The organism is Sphaerisporangium viridialbum (genome assembly GCF_049674955.1).
Taxonomy (GTDB): Bacteria; Actinomycetota; Actinomycetes; order Streptosporangiales; family Streptosporangiaceae; genus Sphaerisporangium; species Sphaerisporangium viridialbum.
Map to the genome: position 1 here is coordinate 2,283,073 of NZ_CP187232.1, position 20,359 is coordinate 2,303,431.

General features: G+C 70.5%; 13 protein-coding genes and 1 pseudogene. 8 read left to right on the top strand and 6 right to left on the bottom strand.

Going from position 1 to position 20,359, the window contains the following annotated elements:
- Window position 1: 1 nt before the first annotated feature.
- The gene (locus ACOZ38_RS10195; RefSeq protein WP_424529905.1) at window positions 2-1,282 is read left to right on the top strand and encodes a cytochrome P450; all 1,281 of its coding nucleotides are present in this window, start codon (window positions 2-4) and stop codon (window positions 1,280-1,282) included.
- Between the two features lie 33 nt (window positions 1,283-1,315).
- On the opposite strand, the gene ACOZ38_RS10200 is transcribed toward ACOZ38_RS10195, so the two are convergent.
- Entirely contained in the window at window positions 1,316-2,935 is a 1,620-nt protein-coding gene (locus ACOZ38_RS10200) for a hypothetical protein (RefSeq protein ID WP_424529907.1), read from the bottom strand.
- Between the two features lie 478 nt (window positions 2,936-3,413).
- On the opposite strand from ACOZ38_RS10200, the gene leuS reads away from it, so the two are divergent.
- Window positions 3,414-5,876, top strand: a complete 2,463-nt coding sequence (gene leuS / locus ACOZ38_RS10205) for a leucine--tRNA ligase (protein ID WP_424529909.1) — start codon at window positions 3,414-3,416, stop codon at window positions 5,874-5,876.
- A gap of 181 nt (window positions 5,877-6,057) precedes the next feature.
- Here leuS and lexA read toward each other — a convergent pair whose 3' ends face one another.
- Complete coding sequence (lexA, locus tag ACOZ38_RS10210; protein WP_405145709.1) at window positions 6,058-6,771, bottom strand: transcriptional repressor LexA; 714 nt, start codon at window positions 6,769-6,771, stop codon at window positions 6,058-6,060.
- Between the two features lie 652 nt (window positions 6,772-7,423).
- Here lexA and nrdR point away from each other — a divergent pair.
- Window positions 7,424-7,885, top strand: a complete 462-nt coding sequence (gene nrdR, locus ACOZ38_RS10215) for a transcriptional regulator NrdR (RefSeq protein WP_405145711.1) — start codon at window positions 7,424-7,426, stop codon at window positions 7,883-7,885.
- Between the two features lie 149 nt (window positions 7,886-8,034).
- On the top strand, window positions 8,035-10,890 hold the full coding sequence (locus ACOZ38_RS10220; protein ID WP_424529911.1) for a vitamin B12-dependent ribonucleotide reductase: 2,856 nt from the start codon (window positions 8,035-8,037) through the stop codon (window positions 10,888-10,890).
- Between the two features lie 148 nt (window positions 10,891-11,038).
- On the opposite strand, the gene ACOZ38_RS10225 is transcribed toward ACOZ38_RS10220, so the two are convergent.
- A complete protein-coding gene (locus tag ACOZ38_RS10225) occupies window positions 11,039-11,995 on the bottom strand; it encodes an NAD-dependent epimerase/dehydratase family protein (protein WP_424529913.1) in 957 nt (318 codons plus the stop codon).
- Between the two features lie 199 nt (window positions 11,996-12,194).
- Between ACOZ38_RS10225 and ACOZ38_RS10230 the strand changes: the two genes are divergently transcribed.
- The 3 genes from ACOZ38_RS10230 (at window position 12,195) to ACOZ38_RS10240 (ending at window position 15,008) form a co-directional block, all read left to right on the top strand.
- Window positions 12,195-12,767 (top strand): TetR/AcrR family transcriptional regulator, encoded by a 573-nt coding sequence (locus ACOZ38_RS10230; RefSeq protein WP_424529914.1) that lies wholly within the window; start codon window positions 12,195-12,197, stop codon window positions 12,765-12,767.
- Between the two features lie 50 nt (window positions 12,768-12,817).
- The gene (locus tag ACOZ38_RS10235) at window positions 12,818-14,008 is read left to right on the top strand and encodes a Cmx/CmrA family chloramphenicol efflux MFS transporter (protein ID WP_424529915.1); all 1,191 of its coding nucleotides are present in this window, start codon (window positions 12,818-12,820) and stop codon (window positions 14,006-14,008) included.
- 193 nt (window positions 14,009-14,201) lie between these two features.
- Window positions 14,202-15,008 (top strand): MBL fold metallo-hydrolase, encoded by an 807-nt coding sequence (locus ACOZ38_RS10240; protein ID WP_424529916.1) that lies wholly within the window; start codon window positions 14,202-14,204, stop codon window positions 15,006-15,008.
- A 50-nt stretch (window positions 15,009-15,058) separates the two neighbouring features.
- Here ACOZ38_RS10240 and ACOZ38_RS10245 read toward each other — a convergent pair.
- From ACOZ38_RS10245 to ACOZ38_RS10255, 3 genes and pseudogenes are all read right to left on the bottom strand, one after another.
- Window positions 15,059-15,214 (bottom strand): annotated as a pseudogene (locus ACOZ38_RS10245) (LysR substrate-binding domain-containing protein); the annotation flags it as partial.
- A gap of 95 nt (window positions 15,215-15,309) precedes the next feature.
- Complete coding sequence (locus ACOZ38_RS10250) at window positions 15,310-15,483, bottom strand: hypothetical protein (protein WP_424529917.1); 174 nt, start codon at window positions 15,481-15,483, stop codon at window positions 15,310-15,312.
- Window positions 15,484-15,892: 409 nt separating this feature from the next.
- On the bottom strand, window positions 15,893-17,869 hold the full coding sequence (locus ACOZ38_RS10255; RefSeq protein WP_424536979.1) for a beta-galactosidase: 1,977 nt from the start codon (window positions 17,867-17,869) through the stop codon (window positions 15,893-15,895).
- A 192-nt stretch (window positions 17,870-18,061) separates the two neighbouring features.
- Between ACOZ38_RS10255 and ACOZ38_RS10260 the strand changes: the two genes are divergently transcribed.
- Window positions 18,062-20,347, top strand: a complete 2,286-nt coding sequence (locus ACOZ38_RS10260; RefSeq protein WP_424529919.1) for a TIM-barrel domain-containing protein — start codon at window positions 18,062-18,064, stop codon at window positions 20,345-20,347.
- Window positions 20,348-20,359 lie beyond the last annotated feature (12 nt).

Below are 20,359 nucleotides of genomic sequence, written 5' to 3' on the forward strand. Positions count from 1 at the left end.
CATGACTGTGGGGACGCCTCCGGAGCGCAAGCCGATCACCTCGTACGACCAGATCAACCTGTCCGACTGGGAATTCTGGGCGCGGCCCATGGCCGAGCGTGAGCACGCCTTCGAGTTGCTCCGCGAACGTGAGACCCCCGTCTTCTTCGAGGAGCCGGAGCTGTCCTTCGCGCCGAGGGGCGACGGCTACCACGCGATAGTCAGGCACGCGGACATCATCGAGATCAGCCGCAACCCCGACGTCTTCTGCTCGGGGGACGGCGGCGCGACCAACATCGCCGACATGCCCGCGGAGTTCGCCGAGTACTTCGGCTCGATGATCAACATGGACGACCCCCGGCACGCGCGCCTGAGGCGCATCGTGTCCCGGGCCTTCACGCCGAAGATGATCCAGAAGTTCGAGGAGGACGTGCAGACCGCGGCCGTCCGGATCGTCGACGACCTGCTGGAGACCGGGCCGGGCTGCGACTTCGTCACCGAGGTGGCGGCCCGGCTGCCGCTCAAGATCATTTGCGACATGATGGGCATCCCGGAGAAGGACTACCGCTTCATCTTCGACCGCTCGAACATCATCATCGGCGCCTCGGACTCCGAGTACGTCCCCGAGGGCGACATGGACAGCGTGGTGGCCGCCATGCTCAACGCCGGGCTGGAGCTCCAGCAGCTCGTCCAGGACCTCGCCGCCCACCGCGCGGAGAACCCCACGGGCGACCTGACGTCCTCCCTGGTCAACGCCAACATCGACGGCGAGCGGCTGACCCTGCAGGAGCTCGGCTCGTTCTTCATCCTGCTGGTGATCGCGGGCAACGAGACCACCCGCAACGCCATCTCGCAGGGCCTGCTCCTGCTGACGCGCAACCCCGGCGAGAAGGCCAGGTGGCTGACCGACGTGGACGGCCACGCGCCCAAGGCGGTCGAGGAGATCGTCCGGCTGGCCTCGCCGGTCAACTACATGCGCCGCAAGGTCACCAGGGACTTCGAGCTGAACGGCGCCCACTACAGGAAGGGGGAGAAGGCCGTGCTGTACTACTGGTCGGCCAACCGCGACCGCGCGGTCTTCGCCGACCCCTACCGCTTCGACATCACCCGCGACCCGAACCCGCACGTGGGGTTCGGCGGGCCGGGGCCGCACTTCTGCCTGGGCGCCCACCTGGCCAGGCGGGAGATCACCGTGATGTTCCGCGAGCTGCTCCAGCGGGTGCCGCGGATCGAGGCGGGGCGTCCGAAGAGGCTGTTCTCCAGCTTCATCAACGGCGTGAAGCACCTGCCCTGCGAGTTCTGACCCCCGCCCGCCGCCCCGCCTCCCGCCGGACCGTCAGGAGGCCGGCGTGGTGGGCCGGATCGAGGAGAAGACCGTGTTGATGTCGGGCAGCAACTCCTTCTTGCTGTCCGGCACCGACATGTAGACGATCACCGGCACCTCGGCGCCGGTGCTCACCGCGCCGACCACCAGTGTGGTCTTGGCCCCGCCCGCGAGGATCTGGTAGGCGACGACGCGCGCGGGGCGGCCGCCGACGGCCAGGCGCTGCTCGGCGGTCTTCGCCACCTTGTTGCCCTCGGGGAAGAACTTGCTGCGCGCCGCGAACGCCACCGAGCTGATCACCGGGGTGAGGTCCTCCGGCGAGGCCGCGGAGTACTTGCCGGCCAGGCTCTTGGCGAGCGGGCCGGTCATCACCTGGGCGAACTGCGGGGCGCCCGCCGAGTCGGTGCCCGCGGCCACGTACTGGCGGGTCACGAAGCCGTAGGTCGACTGCACGTGCTGCGAGCGCAGGTCGAGCCGCCAGGGGCCGCCCAGCCTGGCCACGCTGATGGCCGACGCCTTGTCGGTGAGGATGCCGGCGCGCGGCGAGGCCTCGCCGGGGTACTTCGGCAGCCTGCCGATGGACTGCGGCTTGGTGGTGGCCTGCTTGCCCGGGGACGAGGAGGACGCCTTGGGCGTGCTCTTGCCCGAGCCTAGCTTGTTCGCCTCGCTGTCGTCGGGCGACGAGCGCAGCGGGCCGGCGAGGAACGCCCACAGCAGCGCCGCCACCAGGGCCACCGCGACGGAGGCGACGAGCGCGAGCAGCCACACCCGCCTGCCGCCCCCGGTGTCCTCGGAGTCCTCGCCCATCGCGTCGTAGTTGTCGCCGAAGACGGTGTTCCAGAGCTCCTGCTGGCGCTCGGGGGGCGGGGTCTTCGGGCCGCTGATCTGCCCGGCGGTGACGAACGGCTTGTAGGGGTCGTGCTCCTGCGGGGGCGCCGCGTGCCGCTGCCCACGCTGCCCGCGCTGCTCGGGGCCGGCCGGACGCTGCTCAGGCGCCACCATGCCCATCACGCCGGTCGCTTCTGACACGCGGATGGTGGTCTCGGTGCCGGCCGGGACGTAGGCGGGCGCGGGCGGGGCGTCGTCGGGGAGCCGGAACGGCTGCGAGGGCGGCTCCGGGGCGTACTCCTGCCGTGCCGCGCCCTGCTGGGGGAACTGCTGCGGCCCGGTGGCGGGCGGCGCGTACTGCTGCGGCCCCGAAGGCTGGGCGGCGTACTGCTGCGGTCCCGTGGGCCGCGGGGCGTACTGCTGCTGCCCGGCGGACGAGGGAGCGTACTGCTGCGGGCCGGAAGGCTGGGGAGCGTACTGCTGGGCGCCGGTGGGCTGCGCGGCGTACTGCTGCGGGCCGGTGGGCGGCGGCGCGAAGGGGGAGTCGGTGGGAGGCGGCGGCGGGGGGAACGACGTCTGGACCGGAGCCTGCTGGGACCCCTCGCGGGAGGACTGCGGCGCGTACTGCTGGGTGGACTCCCAGGACGACTGGGGGTCGGGCGTGGTGCGGCTGCCGTACGGGAGCGGGTCGAAGACCGACGCCGAGGGCGGCGGAGGGGGAGGCGGAGGCACCTCCGGCCATGCCGGGGGGTTCTCCGGCCATGCCGGAGGCCGCGTGGGCCGGCTGGTGTGCTCAGGAGCCATTGCTGGCGGACCTCCCGACATCATGCCCGGATTGGGGGTGCTCGGCATGATCTCATGCGAAGCGGGGGTGTCCGCAGGAGAATCGGAGAAAGCCCCCCGGAACCCCCGGCCTGTCGGATCGGTCGGCGGGTCCTGCATCGGCAGTCCCTCCTCCGCTGGATCAGGTCTGCGCTCCGCCTCAAACGAGTTCACCACGGCGAAAAGCGTAAACTAAAGGGACATATGAGGTCACAACGGATCTATTACCATCGAGTAGCGGTGTGCCCGAAATCCCCCGGCCACCAGCGGCGGCGTGGAAACGATACGAAGTCCGATTGCTCGCTGCGCTACCCTTGGACTATGCGTGGCAGGACCCTGCTTCTTAGCGGGCCGCGTCGACTGAGCTGAGACACCGGTCGATGCGGCTGCCCCTCGTGGTCACGGGGGGTTTCTTTATTGGTCAAGCCATCCGCGCTGAGCCGACCGAGGGACATGGGCCGTGAGTGACGAGCAGTACGATCCGCAGGCGCTGCAGGCTAAGTGGCAGCCGCGGTGGGAGGAACTGAACCCCTTCCGGGCAGGTGAGGACGCCGCTGACGAGCGTCCCCGCAAGTACATGCTCGACATGTTCCCCTACCCCTCCGGCGACCTTCACATGGGCCACGGCGAGGTCTTCGCGATCGGCGACGTCGTCGCCCGCTACTGGTTCCAGCGCGGGTACAACGTGCTGCACCCCATCGGGTGGGACTCCTTCGGGCTGCCCGCGGAGAACGCCGCGATCAAGCGCGACGCGCACCCCGCCGAGTGGACCTACGCCAACATCGAGACCCAGGCCACCTCGTTCAAGAGGTACGGCGTCTCCTTCGACTGGTCACGGCGCCTGCACACCAGCGACCCCGAGTACTACCGCTGGGACCAATGGCTGTTCAACCGCTTCTTCGAGCGCGGCCTGGCCTACCGCAAGGGCGGCCTGGTCAACTGGTGCCCGACGGACCAGACGGTGCTGGCCAACGAGCAGGTCGTCGCCGGCCGGTGCGAGCGCTGCGGGTCCGAGGTCGTCCGCCGGGAGCTGACCCAGTGGTACTTCAAGATCACTGACTACGCCGACCGGCTCGTCGACGACATGGCCCAGCTGGAGGGCGGCTGGCCCGACCGCGTGCTGACCATGCAGCGCAACTGGATCGGCCGTTCCGAGGGCGCCGACGTCCGGTTCGAGATCGAGGGCCGCGACGAGCCGGTCACGGTCTACACGACCCGCCCCGACACCCTGTACGGCGCGACGTTCTTCGTGGTCGCCGTGGACGCGCCGCTGGCCGAGGAGATCTGCGCCCCCGAGCAGCTGCCCGCGCTGGAGTCCTACCGCGCCGAGGTCGCCAAGCTGAGCGACATCGAGCGGCTGTCCACCGACAAGGAGAAGACCGGCGTCTTCCTGGGGCGCCATGCCGTCAACCCGGTCAACGGCGAGCGCATCCCGGTCTGGGCGGCCGACTACGTCCTGTCCGACTACGGCCACGGCGCGATCATGGCGGTGCCCGCCCACGACCAGCGCGACCTCGACTTCGCGCTGAAGTTCGACCTGCCCGTGCGGGTGGTCGTGCACACCGGGCTGGCCGACCCGGGCGAGACCGGCGTCGCCACCCCCGGCGAGGGCAAGCTGGTCAACTCCGGCCCGCTGGACGGCCTGTCGAAGACCGAGGCGATCTCCCGCATCATCCAGGTGCTGCAGGAGCGCCGCACCGGCACCGCCTCGGTCAACTACCGGCTGCGCGACTGGCTGCTGTCCCGCCAGCGCTTCTGGGGCACCCCGATCCCGATCATCCACTGCGTCGACTGCGGCGAGGTCCCCGTCCCGGACGACCAGCTGCCGGTGACGCTGCCCGACCTGCGCGGCGAGGCGCTGGCCCCCAAGGGCGTCTCGCCCCTGGCGAGCGCCACCGAGTGGGTCAACGTCTCGTGCCCGAAGTGCGGGGGTCCCGCCCAGCGTGACACCGACACGATGGACACCTTCGTCGACTCCTCGTGGTACTTCCTGCGCTACTGCTCGCCGGACTTCGAGGAGGGGGCGTTCGACGTCGAGCAGGTCAGGCGCTGGGGCCCCGTCGACCAGTACGTCGGCGGCGTCGAGCACGCCGTGCTGCACCTGCTGTACTCGCGGTTCTTCACCAAGGTCCTGCACGACATGGGCATGGTCGACTTCACCGAGCCGTTCCTGCGCCTGCTGAACCAGGGCCAGGTGATCAACCAGGGCAAGGCGATGTCCAAGTCGCTGGGCAACGGCGTCGACCTGGGCGAGCAGATCGACGCGTTCGGCGTGGACGCCGTCCGCCTGACGATGATCTTCGCCGGGCCGCCCGAGGACGACATCGACTGGGCCGACCTGTCGCCTGCCGCCTCCCAGAAGTTCCTGGCCAGGGCGTTCCGCGTCATGGCCGAGGCGGGCGCGGCCTCTCCCGCAGGGGCCGACTTCGCGGCCGGTGACACCGAGCTGCGCAAGGTCACCCACCGGGCCATCGACGAGATCACCCGGCTGGTCGAGTCCCACCGCTTCAACGTGGCGGTCGCCCGCATGATGGAGCTGACCTCCGCGACCCGCAAGGCCATCGACACCGGCCCGGGGGCGGCCGACCCGGCCGTGCGCGAGGCCGCCGAGTCCCTGGCGGTCATGCTGTCGCTGGTCGCGCCGTACGTCGCAGAGGAGGGCTGGGAGCGGCTCGGGCACGGGCCCACGGTCTCGCACGGCGGCTGGCCGGCGGCCGACCCGGCGCTGCTGGTGCAGGATTCGGTGACCTGCGTCGTCCAGGTGGCGGGCAAGGTCAGGGACCGCCTGGAGGTCTCACCGTCGATCTCGCAGGCGGAGCTGGAGGCGCTGGCGCTGGCCTCCGACAAGGTGCGCGCCCACCTGGACGGAGCACCCCGCAAGGTGATCGTGCGGGCGCCCAAGCTCGTCAACATCGTCCCCTGAGACCCGGGACGACAGCCGGGTCACGGGAGCCCGTGGCCCGGCCAGTGGTTCATAACCCGGCCGGTGGTGCATACCCGGGCCGGTGGTTCGTACCCGGCCGGGGCCTGAAAGCGAGACCGCCTGAGCGCTCACCCGGGGTGGGCGCTCAGGCGGGGGGCGGGCTTGTGCCGGGCGGGAGAGGTCAGAGCTTGCGGAGGACCGCCACGACCTTGCCGAGGACGGTGGCCTCGTCACCAGGGATCGGGTCGTAGTTGGCGTTGTGCGGCACCAGCCAGACGTGGCCGTCCTTGCGCTTGAAGGTCTTGACCGTGGCCTCACCGTCGATCATCGCCGCGACGATGTCGCCGTTGTCGGCCACCGGCTGCTGGCGCACGACGACCCAGTCGCCGTCGGCGATCGCCACGTCGATCATCGAGTCACCGGCGACCTGGAGGAGGAAGAGCGTGCCCTCGCCCACGAGCTGCTTGGGAAGGGCGAAGACGTCTTCGACCCGCTCCTCGGCCAGGATGGGACCACCGGCGGCGATGCGCCCGACAAGGGGGACGAACGTGGCCGTCGGCCGGCTCACCAGGGACTCCTCGCCGCCTGGGGCGACGGGGTCGACCCAGAGCGCCGGCTCGCCGGGCAGGCGGACCTCCAGCGCGCGGGGGCGGTGCGGGTCACGGCGGAGATAGCCCTTGCGCTGCAGTGCGGTCAACTGGTGGGACACGCTGGAGGTGCTGGTCAGCTGGACCGCCTCGCCGATCTCTCGCATGGAGGGCGGGTAGCCGCGCTGCTGCACCGAATCGCGGATCACCTCGAGAATCTTGCGTTGCCGTGGGGTGAGACCGAGGGAGTCACGCCTGCGCACCGCCAGATCGCTGGCAACCGTGCCGATCTCGTCCTGCTCGCTCATAGCTCCTCCTCGCCGGGCGCCTGGGGGACGCTCCGTCACGCCGTGCCCGCCCCGGCCGGCTCCCGGTGTGTGTTCCCGATGTCGCACACAGCGACAATAACTCTGTTCAAGATCGTCTTCAAACAGTTGTTCGAGAGTCGCCGAATTCGACGACAATCTGGTGAACGCCATCGTACGGGAGTTCGATCGATATCGTGTTCGACTTTGCGATCTTATGCCTGTGGAGCGCCGAAAGTCGATCACGCGAGCGATCCGTGTCCGGGGGCGCGGGGTCCAGGGGCTCGTGCCCCAGCCGCACCACCGTCCCCAGTGGTCGCGACACGCCGTGGCGTGCTCGTTCGCCCTGATGGGCGGCCGATTTCCGCTCGTCGGCCCGGCCGACTTGCGTTCATGGTGCGTCACTCCTACGGTTAGACCACAACATCTAGTAGTTACACCGATGTGGTTCACCATAAGTTGTGTTTCCGTCAACGCACTCCGAGTAGCCGGAGTGCGTGCGTGAGCGTATTCCCGTTTAGGCGGGAAGGGCCCGAAAGCATGGTGGAATGCGGAAACATATGGCGGCTTATCCCTGAGGCCGACGCCTCGGGAACCTCCTCATCCGAGGTCGTGCCGGCGTAACTCGTGGGGGCCGCGAGAAAAGGGAGGCGACATGCATTGTCCGTTCTGTCGTCATCCGGACACGCGGGTCATCGACAGCCGCTCTACCGAGGACGGCGCGGCGATCCGCCGCCGGCGCACCTGCCCTGAGTGCGGGCGCCGGTTCACCACCCAGGAGACGGTGCTCCTGATGGTGAGCAAACGCAGCGGGGTCACCGAGGCCTTCTCGCGGGACAAGGTGATAGCCGGCGTGCGCCGCGCCTGCCAGGGGCGGCCCGTCAGCGAGGACTCGCTGGCGCAGCTGGGCCAGCGCGTCGAGGAGAGCATCCGGGCGACCGGCTCGGCCGAGATCCCGGCACACGAGGTGGGCCTGGCGATCCTCGGCCCGCTCCGCGAGCTCGACGAGGTGGCCTACCTTCGGTTCGCCTCCGTCTACCGGAGCTTCGAGACGCTCGCCGACTTCGAGGAAGAGATCGAGCAGCTCCGGGCGGCGCGAGCCGCCAAACACAGCTGAACAGGCCAGACCACTTTTGGACACCTCCCAGCGGGCCGCGACGCCGTAAGGCCGGGCATTCCCGCTGGACCCCTGCGCCGGGGGATGCGAACGGCGCGACGAAGTGTTTCCGACACGAGGGCTCCTTGGAGCCCCGGAAGGGGGAGATCATGACGGAGACGGTGAGTGGCTCAGTGGGTCGTGGGGGCAAGCGGTCCCACAAGGGCTTGAAGATCAAGCGTATCCACACCACGCCCGGTGTGCACCCGTACGACCAGGTGCGCTGGGAGCACCGTGACGTCGTCATGACGAACTGGCGGGACGGCTCGATCAACTTCGAGCAGCGTGGCGTCGAGTTCCCCGACTTCTGGTCGGTGAACGCGGCGAACATCGTGACCACGAAGTACTTCCGCGGCGCCGTCGGCGCCCCGCAGCGCGAAGTGAGCCTGCGGCAGCTCGTCGACCGTGTCGTCGGTGTCTACACCCGCACGGGCCGCGAGCACGGCTATTTCGCGTCCGAGGAGGACGCCGAGATCTTCGACCACGAGCTGAAGCACGCCCTGATCCACCAGATCTTCAGCTTCAACTCCCCGGTCTGGTTCAACGTCGGCACCGCCTCGCCTCAGCAAGTGAGCGCTTGCTTCATCCTCGCGGTGGACGACGAGATGGAGTCCATCCTCGAGTGGTACAAGGAAGAGGGTGTGATCTTCAAGGGCGGCTCCGGCTCCGGGGTCAACCTCTCCCGCATCCGTTCCAGCAAGGAGCTGCTGTCGAGCGGCGGCACGGCCAGCGGCCCGGTGTCGTTCATGCGCGGGGCCGACGCGTCCGCGGGCACCATCAAGTCGGGCGGGGCGACCCGCCGGGCCGCCAAGATGGTCGTGCTCGACGTCGACCACCCCGACATCGAGGAGTTCATCGAGACCAAGGCGCGCGAGGAGGACAAGATCCGCGCCCTCCGCGACGCCGGGTTCGACATGGACCTCGGCGGCAAGGACATCGTCTCCGTCCAGTACCAGAACGCCAACAACTCCGTCCGCGTCTCCGACGAGTTCATGCGCACCGTCGAGGCGGGCGGCAAGTTCGGCCTGCGCGCCCGGCTCACCGGCGAGGTCATCGAGGAGATCGACGCCAGGTCGCTGTTCCGCAAGATGGGCCAGGCCGCCTGGGAGTGCGCCGACCCCGGCGTCCAGTACGACGACACCATCAACGACTGGCACACCTGCCCCGAGACCGGCCGCATCACCGCGTCCAACCCCTGCTCCGAGTACGTCCACCTGGACAACTCGTCCTGCAACCTCGCCAGCATCAACCTGCTGAAGTTCCTGCGCGAGGACGACACCTTCGACGTCGAGAGCTTCGTCAAGCTGACCGAGCTGATCATCACGGCGATGGACATCTCGATCACCTTCGCCGACTTCCCGACCGAGAAGATCGCCGAGACCACCCGGGCGTACCGCCAGCTCGGCATCGGCTACGCCAACCTCGGCGCGCTGCTGATGGCCACCGGCCACGCGTACGACTCCGACGGCGGGCGCTCGGTCGCCGCGGCGATCACCAGCCTGATGACCGGCGTCTCCTACCGCCGCAGCGCGGAGCTCGCCGCGATCGTCGGGCCGTACGACGGCTACAAGCGCAACGCCGAGCCCCACAAGAGGGTGATGCGCAAGCACTCCGCCGCCGGCGACGAGCTGCGCGCCCACGACTCCCTCGACCGGCCGATCCTCGCAGAGGCGACCAGGCAGTGGCAGGAGTGCCTGCGCCTCGGCGAGAAGCACGGCTACCGCAACGCGCAGGCCTCCCTGCTCGCCCCGACGGGAACCATCGGCCTGATGATGGACTGCGACACCACCGGCATCGAGCCCGACCTCGCGCTGGTGAAGTTCAAGAAGCTCGTCGGCGGCGGGTCGATGCAGATCGTCAACCAGACGATCCCGAGGGCGCTCCGGCAGCTCGGCTACCAGCCCGAGCAGGTCGAGGCCATCGTCGAGTACATCGGCGAGCACGGCCACGTGATGAACGCCCCCGGCCTCAAGCACGAGCACTACGAGGTGTTCGACTGCGCCATGGGCGAGCGGGCGATCGCCCCGATGGGCCACGTGCGCATGATGGCGGCGACCCAGCCGTTCCTCTCGGGCGCGATCTCCAAGACCGTAAACCTGCCCGAGTCGGCCACCGTCGAGGACATCGAGCAGGTGTACCTGGAGGGCTGGAAGCTCGGCCTGAAGGCCCTCGCGGTCTACCGCGACAACTGCAAGGTCGGCCAGCCGCTGTCGATCGCCAAGAAGACCGAGGAGAAGGCCGCGGAGCCGGTCGTCCAGGTCGTCGAGGTGCCCAAGCCCAAGCGGCGCCGCCTGCCGAACCAGCGGCCGAGCACCACGACCCGGTTCACCGTCGGCGGTGCCAAGGGCTACATGACGGCGTCGTCCTACCCCGAGGACGGCCTCGGCGAGGTCTTCCTCAAGATGTCCAAGCAGGGCTCGACCCTCGCCGGTGTCATGGACGCCTTCTCGGTGGCCATCTCCGTCGGCCTGCAGTACGGCGTCCCGCTGGACACCTACGTCAGCAAGTTCATCAACATGCGGTTCGAGCCGGCGGGCATGACCGACGACCCGGACGTGCGCATGGCGGCCTCAGTGGTCGACTACATCTTCCGCCGCCTGGCCCTCGACCACCTGCCGTACGACGAGCGGGCCGCCCTCGGCGTCTTCTCGGCGGCCGAGCGGGCGGCACAGCAGCGCGGTGAGGACCCCGGCGCGCCTCAGGAGGTCATCGACACCGCCGCCCTCGCGCAGTCCGCCCCCATAGAGGAGCGGCACGAGGACAAGGCGGAGGACGGCCCCGCCACCGGTGGGACGGCCACCCCCGTCGAGTCCCCCTCGCGGGCGAACGGCTCGGCGGCCGCGCTCGAAAGCCACCAGGGCCGCACCGCCGACGCGCCGCTCTGCATGACCTGCGGCACGAAGATGCGCCCGGCCGGCAGCTGCTACGTCTGCGAGGGCTGCGGCAGCACCAGCGGCTGCAGCTGATTTCGACGTGTCCTCGGGCACGAAATAGCGGTTCAGCAGAGCGGGGAACCGGTGAGTCACCGGTTCCCCGCTTGCTTATGGCGAACGTGGGCGCCGGCTTGATCTATCGCGAGTCGATGTCGATGAGCTCCGGCGCCACCCCGCTGTGTCAACCAAGCATTCGAAGAAGCTCGGCTTCTTCGGCGGTCGTGAGGCCGGAGCGGCTCACCGTGTGGCCGGACTCGCGCTGCCAGGCGAGCGTGTCGCGGGCTGTATCGGCGACCGGGCGGATGCGCAGCCCGGCGGCCAGCGTGGCGGAGGTGTCGCGGGTCATGAAGCCGGCGTACTCGGGCAACGGCAGCCACATCGGCAGCGACCGCGGCCCCATCCACGGCTCCACCTTCTGCTCGACGAGGAACTCCTGACCGGCCCAGACCAGCTCGGGCTCCACTGCCACGCTCTCGGCGATCTCCGCCAGCAGCCTGCCCCTGCTGAACGGCATGGAGATCGCATCGTACGGCCCGGCGAGCCCTTTCTCTGCCGAGTCGAGCGTCCAGGCGGCCAGATCGCGCACGTCGACGAGTTGCACGAGCTCGTCGGGTGACCCAGGAGCCAGCACGGGCCCGCCACGCGCCAGCCGGTCGACCCAGTAGGTGAACCGGTCGGATAGGTCCTCCGGGCCCACGATCAGTCCGGCACGCACGACGAGCGCCCCATCACCGACGATCCGCTCGCACGCCACCTTGGCCGGCCCGTAGTTCTCCGGGTCGGTCTCGTCGGCATCGGCGGCCAGCGGCTCGTGCATTATCTGGTTGGCCTCACCGAAGTCGGAGTAGACGCTGCACGACGACACGAACGTCCAGTGACCGGCGCGACCTGCGAGCTCCATGACGGCCCGCCGCACCAGGCTCGGATGCCTGGCGACGTCGATGACGAGGTCGAACGGCCCCTCCACCGCCGCCAGCCCGCCGTCCTCACTCCGATCGACCCGGACGAACTCAACATCCGGCGGCGGATCGCCCGCGAGCCCGCGCGCCGCGCACACCACCTCGTGCCCGCGATCGCGCGCCTGCCGTGCGATCTCCCTGGACAGGAACCTCGTACCACCCAGAACAAGTGTCCGCATCCCCTCATCCTGACCCACCTGGTCTGGGTGAACTCCATCCCTTCACTCCCAGCGCAAAGCCGGCCCGGCATTTCTTTCTTGGTGCTGTCGGCTCCTGCCACAAGTTGAGGCGCTCACCCGTCAGGATCGAGTGACAAGCGGACTTGTATCGATTTGCCTATATTGCACTGACCGTTCCAAAAAGTGCTACTTTCTGGGTATGGCGAGGCCGAGGCAGTTCGACGAGGGTCAGGCGGTCGACGCGGCGATGCGGGCGTTCTGGGCCGGTGGGTACGAGGCGACCTCGACCCAGGATCTGTGCGACGCCACGGGCCTCGGGCGCAGCAGCATCTACAACACCTTCAAGAGCAAGCACGACCTGTTCGGCAGGGCCCTTCGCCACTACATCGAGAAGGTCTCCGGCCGGCAGGTCGAGCTGCTGAACGGTGACGCCCCCGTGCGGGAGAAGTTCCGCATCCTGCTCCACCAGGTGGTCGACGACGAGTGCGGCGACCGCATGGGCTGCCTGGTGGTCAACGCCGGCATCGAGCTGGCCTCGCACGACCCCGAGGTGGCCGGCCTGCTCAAGCGCGACTCCGACCGGCGCGTCGGGGCGATGAGGGAGGCGATCGAGGCGGGCAAGAGCGCCGGCGACATCGCGCCAGGCCGTGATGCCCTGGCTCTGGCGCACTTCGTCAACACCATCGCCGGTGGGCTCAGGGTCGCCGCCCGCGCAGGCGCCGACCGCGCGGCCCTGGAGGCCGTCGTCGCCACCGCCCTCGATGCTTTATAGCGGTTTGCCCGCCCTCGTTTCCACTGATCAATCCAAATGATGGAGCCCCTGTGCCTCTCGCTGTCTACATCCTCGGCCTGGCGATCTTCGCCCAGGGGACCTCCGAGTTCATGCTCGCCGGGTTGCTCCCGGAGATAGCCACAGATCTCGGGGTGTCCATCCCTGACGCCGGGTTGCTGATCTCTGCGTTCGCCCTCGGCATGCTGGTGGGCGGGCCCCTGCTCGCGGTCGTCACCCTCCGGTGGCCACGCCGCCTGTCGTTGCTCGCCTTCGTCGCCGTCTTCGTGGCCGCGCACGTCGCCGGAGGGCTGACGGCCAGCTATGGGGTGCTGCTGACGACCAGGATCGTGGCCGCGTTCGCGTACGCGGGGTTCTGGGCGGTCGCGGCGGTCGCGGCCGTGGGCATGGTGCCCGCCAACGCGCGCGGCAGGGCCCTGGCGATCGTCACGGGCGGCCTCACCATCGCCACCATCCTCGGCGTCCCCGCAGGCACGTTCGTCGGCCAGCACCTCGGCTGGCGCGCGGCCTTCTGGGCCGTGGCCGCGGTGACGGCGCTCACCGCGATCGGGCTGCCCGCCACCGTCCCCGGAGGCCGGCTCACCGGCGACAAGGCGCCCGACCTGCGCCGCGAGCTGCGCACCATGGCCAACCCCCGCCTCTGGCTCGCGTACAGCTCGACCGGGCTCTCGGCGGGCAGCGTGGTCGTCACCTTCAGCTATCTCGGCGCGCTGCTGACCGACACCACGGGCCTGGACGAGGCCTGGGTTCCGGCGGTGCTGGCGCTGTACGGCGTGGGGTCGCTGATCGGCATCACCATCGGCGGCCGGATCGGCGACGCGCGGCCCTTCGGCACGCTCTACGCGGGGTGCGCGGGCATCGTGGTCGTCTCCGTGCTGCTCGCGCTGACCATGGACGTCGTGGCCGCCGTCGTGGTGCTGGTCTTCTTCCTCGGGTTCTTCGGGTTCTTCGTCAACCCCGCGCTGAACGTCCGCATCTACGCGATCGCCGGAGAGGCCCGCACGCTCGCGGGCGCCACGGTCACCTCGGCGTTCAACATCGGAATCGTCGTGGCCCCGTGGCTCGGCGGGCTGGCCATCGGGGCGGGGTTCGGGTACCCGTCGGTCGCCTGGACCGGTGCCGCGCTGGGCGTGGTGACCATCGCCTCCGTGGCCCTCGGCTCCGCCCTGAACGGTCTCTCGCGAAAGGCCGACCCCGCCCCCTCGTCGCTCCCGGCGGCCTAGCCCGCCGCAGACCGGGCCGGCCGTACCGGGGCAGTCGGGGGCACGCCGGTTTCCACCCGGGATGGGGAGGCGCTGGCCCCCGGCCACGCCGCCGGGGGCCGCACATGGGAGCGGTTCCTGCTGGAGGCGACCCGCTGAGGGCCGGGCGGGCACTCACTAAACTGGGGCGGTCGTCGGGGCGTGGAGGTCGCTGGTGGGCAGGTGGATCGAGGTCGGTGACCGGGTCTGGGTGCGGCGCCACGCCGAGCTCGACCTCTCGCTCGGCCTGGTGGCGGGCGACCGCGCCTGCCTCGTCGTCGACACCGGCCCCGACGAGGTGCTGGGCGCCGAGTTCGCGGCGGCCGTGCGCGAGCTCACCGATCTGCCGTGGTCGGTGGCGCTCACCCACGCGCACTTCGACCATGCCTTCGGCACGGCGGCGTTCGGCGGGTGCCCGGTGTGGGCGCACCCCGCCTGCGCGACCGACCTCGCGGAGACCGGCGAGACGCAGCGGGCGGTCTGGGCGGAGCACTACCGCGAGCAGGGCGCTCCCGAGGCCGCCGCCCGCCTGGAGGCCGCGCGGCTCGTGCCGCCCGACCACCTGGTCGAGGGCGTCACCGAGATCGATCTCGGCGGCCGTCTGGTGCGGCTGGTCCACCCCGGGCGCGGGCACACCGGCCACGACCTGGTGGTCCACGTGCCCGACAGCGCCCTGGTCTTCGCCGGAGACCTGGTGGAGCAGGGCGCGCCCCCGTCGTTCGGTGACGCCTTCCCACTGGCGTGGCCGTCCGCCCTCGACCGGGTGCTCGGCCTCGGGCCACGTACGGTCGTGCCTGGGCACGGCGAGCCGGTGGACGCCGCGTTCGTCGCCCGCCAGCGCGACGAGCTCGCCGAGGTGGCCGAGCTGTGCCGGGCGGTCGGGGCCGGGGAGATCCCGGTGCCCGAGGCCCTCGCCCGCTCGCCGTACCCCGAGACCTTCACCACCGACGCCCTCGCCAGGACCGCCGCCATTCCGGGGTAGCGGGTGCTCATGGCGTACAGCACGTCGCGCAGGTGGTCCTCACGGCCGGGCTGCCAGACCAGGCGCAGGGACAGCGCGGGGGCCGCGAGCCCCAGCTCGACCAGGGCGCCGGAGGCGAGGTCCTCCGCCACGGCGAACTCCGGCAGCAGTGCCATGCCGAGACCCTGCCGGGCCCACGCCCGTACGGTGCCCACGCCCGAGAACTCCCTGCGCGGGGCATGGCCGCCGCCGGGCCCGTGGTCAGACGCGGCCGACCACCGAGCCGGACACGCCCGCCCCGATCATGCGGATCAGGCGCCGGTCAGGCGGCGGGGGTGGGGCCGCCCGTGCGGGGGAAGCGGATGATGTTGCGCCCGGTGTACGCCTGCAGGTGGACCACCTTGGACTCGCTGGAAGGCCTCCGGCCGTGTGCCGACCGGATGTCGCGCACCTTGTGCCGTGGCACGTACGCGGGCACCACCGAAAGCCTTTTCATCCCAGCCCCCCGGCGTGATGATTCCGTTACATGAGATGTCTACAGAGGATGGCGTAAGACTATTGTAAAGATCTTTTAGTACGGCAGGGCGCGCCCGGAGGGCGATCGCAGATCCAGGCAGAACGCCTTGTTCGTACGGCGTCCCCCGCGGGGCCTGGCGATCGTGATGCGTCTCATCGCTGTTCTCCCTCCGTCATGGCACCGAGTGCCTGAGCAGACTATTGCTCCCGTCGCTTGACGTCCTCTTGTTAAGCGGTTGCACTTCCTGGCGCGCCGGACGCGTAGAAGGCCAAAAGCCACATCCTCTTCGCGGCGGTGGCGCCCGGTGTCATGCTGCTCCGCCCTCGGCCTCACCGCGGGCCTCGGCTACGGCCTGGCCACCGGCGATCCCCAGGTGCTCTTCAGCGATCTAGCCTGGGGCGATCCCGAGGGTCCGGACGACGGCGACGCCGCGCGGTGGAAGGCGGAGTACGCCGCCGGTCTCCCTGCCTGTGACGAGGTCGGTGCCGGTCACCGCGACCTTGTGCCCGGCGGCCGTGTGGTTGAGGGCGAACAGCCAGCCCACCCCGCCGCCGCTCCTGCGTACCAGCTCCACACCAGGGGGAACGGTCGCGTAGGGGACTCCGGCGGCGGCCAGCACGGCCGCGTAGGCGTCGTCGTCCAGGCGGGTCGACACGTAGAACGCCTGGCCGGCGCCGTGGCGGTGCCGGGTGATCGCGGGCAGGCCGTCCAGGTCGCCGCCCTCGTACCACCCCAGCGCCGTGGCGCCGCGCGGCTCGACGCGCTCGCTCCAGACCGAGCCGCTCACCGTACGGGGCTCGTCGTCGCCGTGCAGGAGGATCGCCACGGGCTCGTCCAGGGGGAGGAACTCGTCCACCCGGACGCCGAGGAGGTCGCGCAGCGCGCCGGGATGCCCGCCGAGCCGTACCCGGGCGTGCTCGTCCGCCACGCCGCTGAGGAACGAGACGACCAGCGTGCCGCCGTGCTCGACGTACCGCGCGAGGTTGCGGGCGGTGGCGTCGGAGACCAGGTAGAGGCTCGGCACCAGCACCACGGGATAGGCCCGCAGGTCGCTGGACGGGTGGGCGAAGTCGGCGGTGACGCCACCGCGCCACAGCACCCGGTGGGCCTGGTGGAGCGCGTCCAGGTAGCCCGCCTCCCGCGAGGGGAGGCCCGGCGACTCCAGTGCCCACCACGACTCGGGGTCCCACAGGATGGCCGCGTCCGCGAGAACGGCGGCGTCGCCGGGAACCTCGGCCAAGCGGGGGAGCAGGCGGCCGAGGTCGCGGATCTCGCGGAAGACCCGGCTGCCGGGTCCGGCGTGCGGCACCATCCCGCCGTGCCACAGCTCGGCCCCGCCCCGTGAGGCCCGCCACTGGAAGAACATCGCCCCCCGGGACCCCCGGGCGACGTGCTGGAGGCTGTGCAGGGCGGTCTCGCCCGGCCGCTTGGCCCGCATGCGCGCGCCGGAGTAGACGATGCCGGCGGCCTGCTCCATCAGCAGCCACGGCCGCCCGCCCGCCCACGCGCGCGCGAGGTCGGCGGCGAACGCGGTCTGCTCCGCCGCGCGCTCGCGGTCGTCCGGATAGTGGTCGATCGCGACGAGGTCGACCTCGCGCGCCCACTCCCAGTTGTTCACCGGCACCCAGCTTCCGAACACGAAGTTCGTGGTCACCGGCACGTCGGGGGTCAGCTCGCGCAGCACGGCCTTCTGGGCGCGGTAGTGGCCGAGCATCGCGTCCGACAGGAAGCGGCGGAAGTCGAGCGCCTGCGCGGGGTTCGGAAGGTACTGCGTGGCGCGCGGCGGCATGATCTGGTCCCAGTCCCCGTAGGCCTGGCTCCAGAACGCGGTGGTCCAGGCGTCGTTGAGGGCGTCCAGCGAGCCGTGCCGGGTGCGCAGCCAGCCGCGGAACGCCGCCGCCACGTGGTCGCAGTGGCACCACGTGCCGTACTCGTTGTGCACGTGCCACATGGCCAGCGCCGGGTGGCCGCGGTAGCGCTCGGCGAGCGCGCGGGCGACGCGCACCGACGCCTCGAGGTACGGCGGGGCGCACACGCAGTAGGTGTCGCGGCTGCCGTGGGTCAGCCGGGTGCCGTCGGCGGTTACGGGCAGCGCGTCGGGATGGGCCAGACCGAACCACGGCGGGGGAGAGGCGGTGGGGGTGGCCAGGTTCACCTTCACCCCGCCCGCGTCGAGCAGGCCGAGCACTCGGTCGAGCCGGTCGAAGGCGAAGCGGCCGGGCGAGGGCTCCAGCGAGGCCCAGGAGAAGACGCCCACGGTGACCAGGTTGACCCCGGCCTCGCGCATGAGCGCGACGTCCTCGTGCCACACCTCCTCAGGCCACTGCTCGGGGTTGTAGTCGCCCCCGTAGCAGAGCCCGTCCATCCCCCTCGGCCACTTCACGCCGCGTTCCCGCCCGTCGTCCCCGCCCGCCGTACGGGCTCGGAGTTCGTACGGTAGGCAAACTAATTTCCCGGGTGCGCCATGTCAACGTGGCCTCGACGGCGTTGACGTTTGTTCGTATAGTCGGCAAACTAATTCGCGAGTCCTTCCCTCGTGTCGTACAGGAGCGCAGCGATGCCGTACCGTCCCCCTCTGATCGCGCACGAGTACTTCAGCGCGGACCCGCCGGAGCTCCCGGTGCGCGTGCGGGGAGAGCAGGGCCTTTCCGCGCTCACCCGGGCCGAGCTGACGGCCGCGGACGGGCGGGGCGCGACCTTCAAGGCCTCGACCTCGGCGGAGGAGGTGCTCGTCGTCCAGGTGGCGGTCGCGGGGGAGGGGGTGATCCGCGTGAGGCTGGGCGAGGACACGGAGGCCCGCACCCGCTCCGCGCGGGTCATCCAGATGGTGCGCCCGGGGACGTTCGCGGGCGCGCGGGTGGAGACCGGCGAGGCCGGGGTCGTCGTGGACGCGGGCGCCGTACGGGCGGAGATCACCCTCGATCCCTGGCACCTGCGCTTCACCGACGCGGAGGGCCGCCTGCTGACCGAGCAGGACCCCGGCCACGTGGACATCAGCGGCCGGCTGCGCACGCTGCCGTTCGGGCGTTCCCTGGCCGGCGGCGTGACCGTGGCCTACCAGGAGAGCCTGGCCGCCCAGCCCGACGAGCACTTCGGCGGGTTCGGCGAGAAGTTCACCCCGCTCGACAAGCGCGGCCAGCGCCCGCTGATGTGGAACTTTGACGCGTTCGGCGCTGAGTCTGATCGTTCGTATAAGAATGTTCCGTTCTATGTGTCCAGCCGGGGTTACGGTCTCCTGGTGGACAGCGGCATGCCGGTGGAGTTCGACGTCTGCCGCTCGACGCACAGCTGCGTCGAGATCGTCGTGCCGGACGACCTGATCGACTACTACGTGATCGGCGGGCCGGGCGTCCCCGAGATCCTCGCGAGGTACGACCTGCTCACGGGGGCCCCGGCGCTGCCGCCCAAGTGGGCCTTCGGGAGCTGGATCTCCTCGGGCTTCTTCAAGGACACCCAGGAGCGGGTGCTGGCGCGGGCGAGGAGGATTCGAGAGCGGGGCATCCCCTGCGACGTCCTGCACCTGGACTGCTACTGGCAGGTCAAGGGGCACTGGTCGGACCTCAGGTGGGACCCGGAGAGCTTTCCCGACCCCGTGGGGATGCTGGCCACGCTCAAGGAGCAGGGCTTCGAGACCTGTCTGTGGATGAACCCGTACATCTCTCACCTCAGCCCGGTCTTCGCCGAGGCCTCGGCGAACGGATACTTCCTGAAAAATCAGGATGGTGAGGTGTACGTCGCGGACTCCTGGCACGGCTCGTACCCGCCCTGCGGCATCGTCGACCTCACCAGCCCCGCGGCCGTCGAGTGGTTCAAGGGCCTGCTGCGCCCGCTGCTCCGGCAGGGCGTCTCGGTCTTCAAGACCGACTTCGCCGAGGGCGTCCCGGCCGACTCGGTGGCGTCGAACGGCATGACCGGCACCGAGCTGCACAACGTCTACGCGCTGCTGTTCAACGACGCGGTCTCCGAGGTGACCCGCGAGGTGAACGGGCACGGCATGGTCTGGGCCCGCTCGTCGTTCCTCGGCGGCCAGCGGCACGCGGCCCAGTGGGGCGGTGACACCTACACCTCCTTCCCCGCGATGGGCAGCACGATCAGGGGCGGCCTGTCGCACGGGCTGTCCGGCATCCCGTTCTGGAGCCACGACGCGGGCGGCTTCACCGGCACCCCGGCCGACGACCTGTACGTCCGGTGGGCGCAGTTCGGCGTGCTGTCACCGCTGGTGCGCTTCCACGGCACCACCAGCCGCGAGCCGTGGGAGTTCCCCGAGGTCGAGCATCTCGCCGTCGAGGCGATCCGGCTCCGCTACCGGCTCATGCCGTACATCTACTCGGCGGCGGTCGAGGCCGCGCGGACCGGCGCCCCGATGATGCGTGCCCTGTGCGTGGACTACCCGGACGACCCGGTGGCCTGGCAGGCCGACCTGGAGTACCTGTTCGGGCGGGACCTGCTCGTGGCCCCGATGACCTCCCCCGAGGGCATCCGGCAGGTCTACCTGCCCGCAGGGGAGTGGGTCGACTACTGGACCCACGAGGTCCACACCGGCGGCCGGTACATCCCGGTCACCAAGCCGCTCGGCCAGATCCCCCTGTTCGTACGGCACGGCGCGCTGATCCCGGTGACCGAGGTGCGCGACACGGTCGGCGGCGAGCCGTTCGCCGAGGTCACCGTCGTCAGCTACGGCGACGGAGGCCGCACCACCATCAGGGACGTCGACGGGGACACGACGGTCACCGCCACCCGGGAGGGCGACGTGCTCCACGTCCGCGCCTCCGGCCCCAAGCAGATCACCAACGTCGAGATCGCTCCCGTCGCCGGCGCCCCTGCCACGGTCGCCGCCGACTAGTAACCCCCTGGA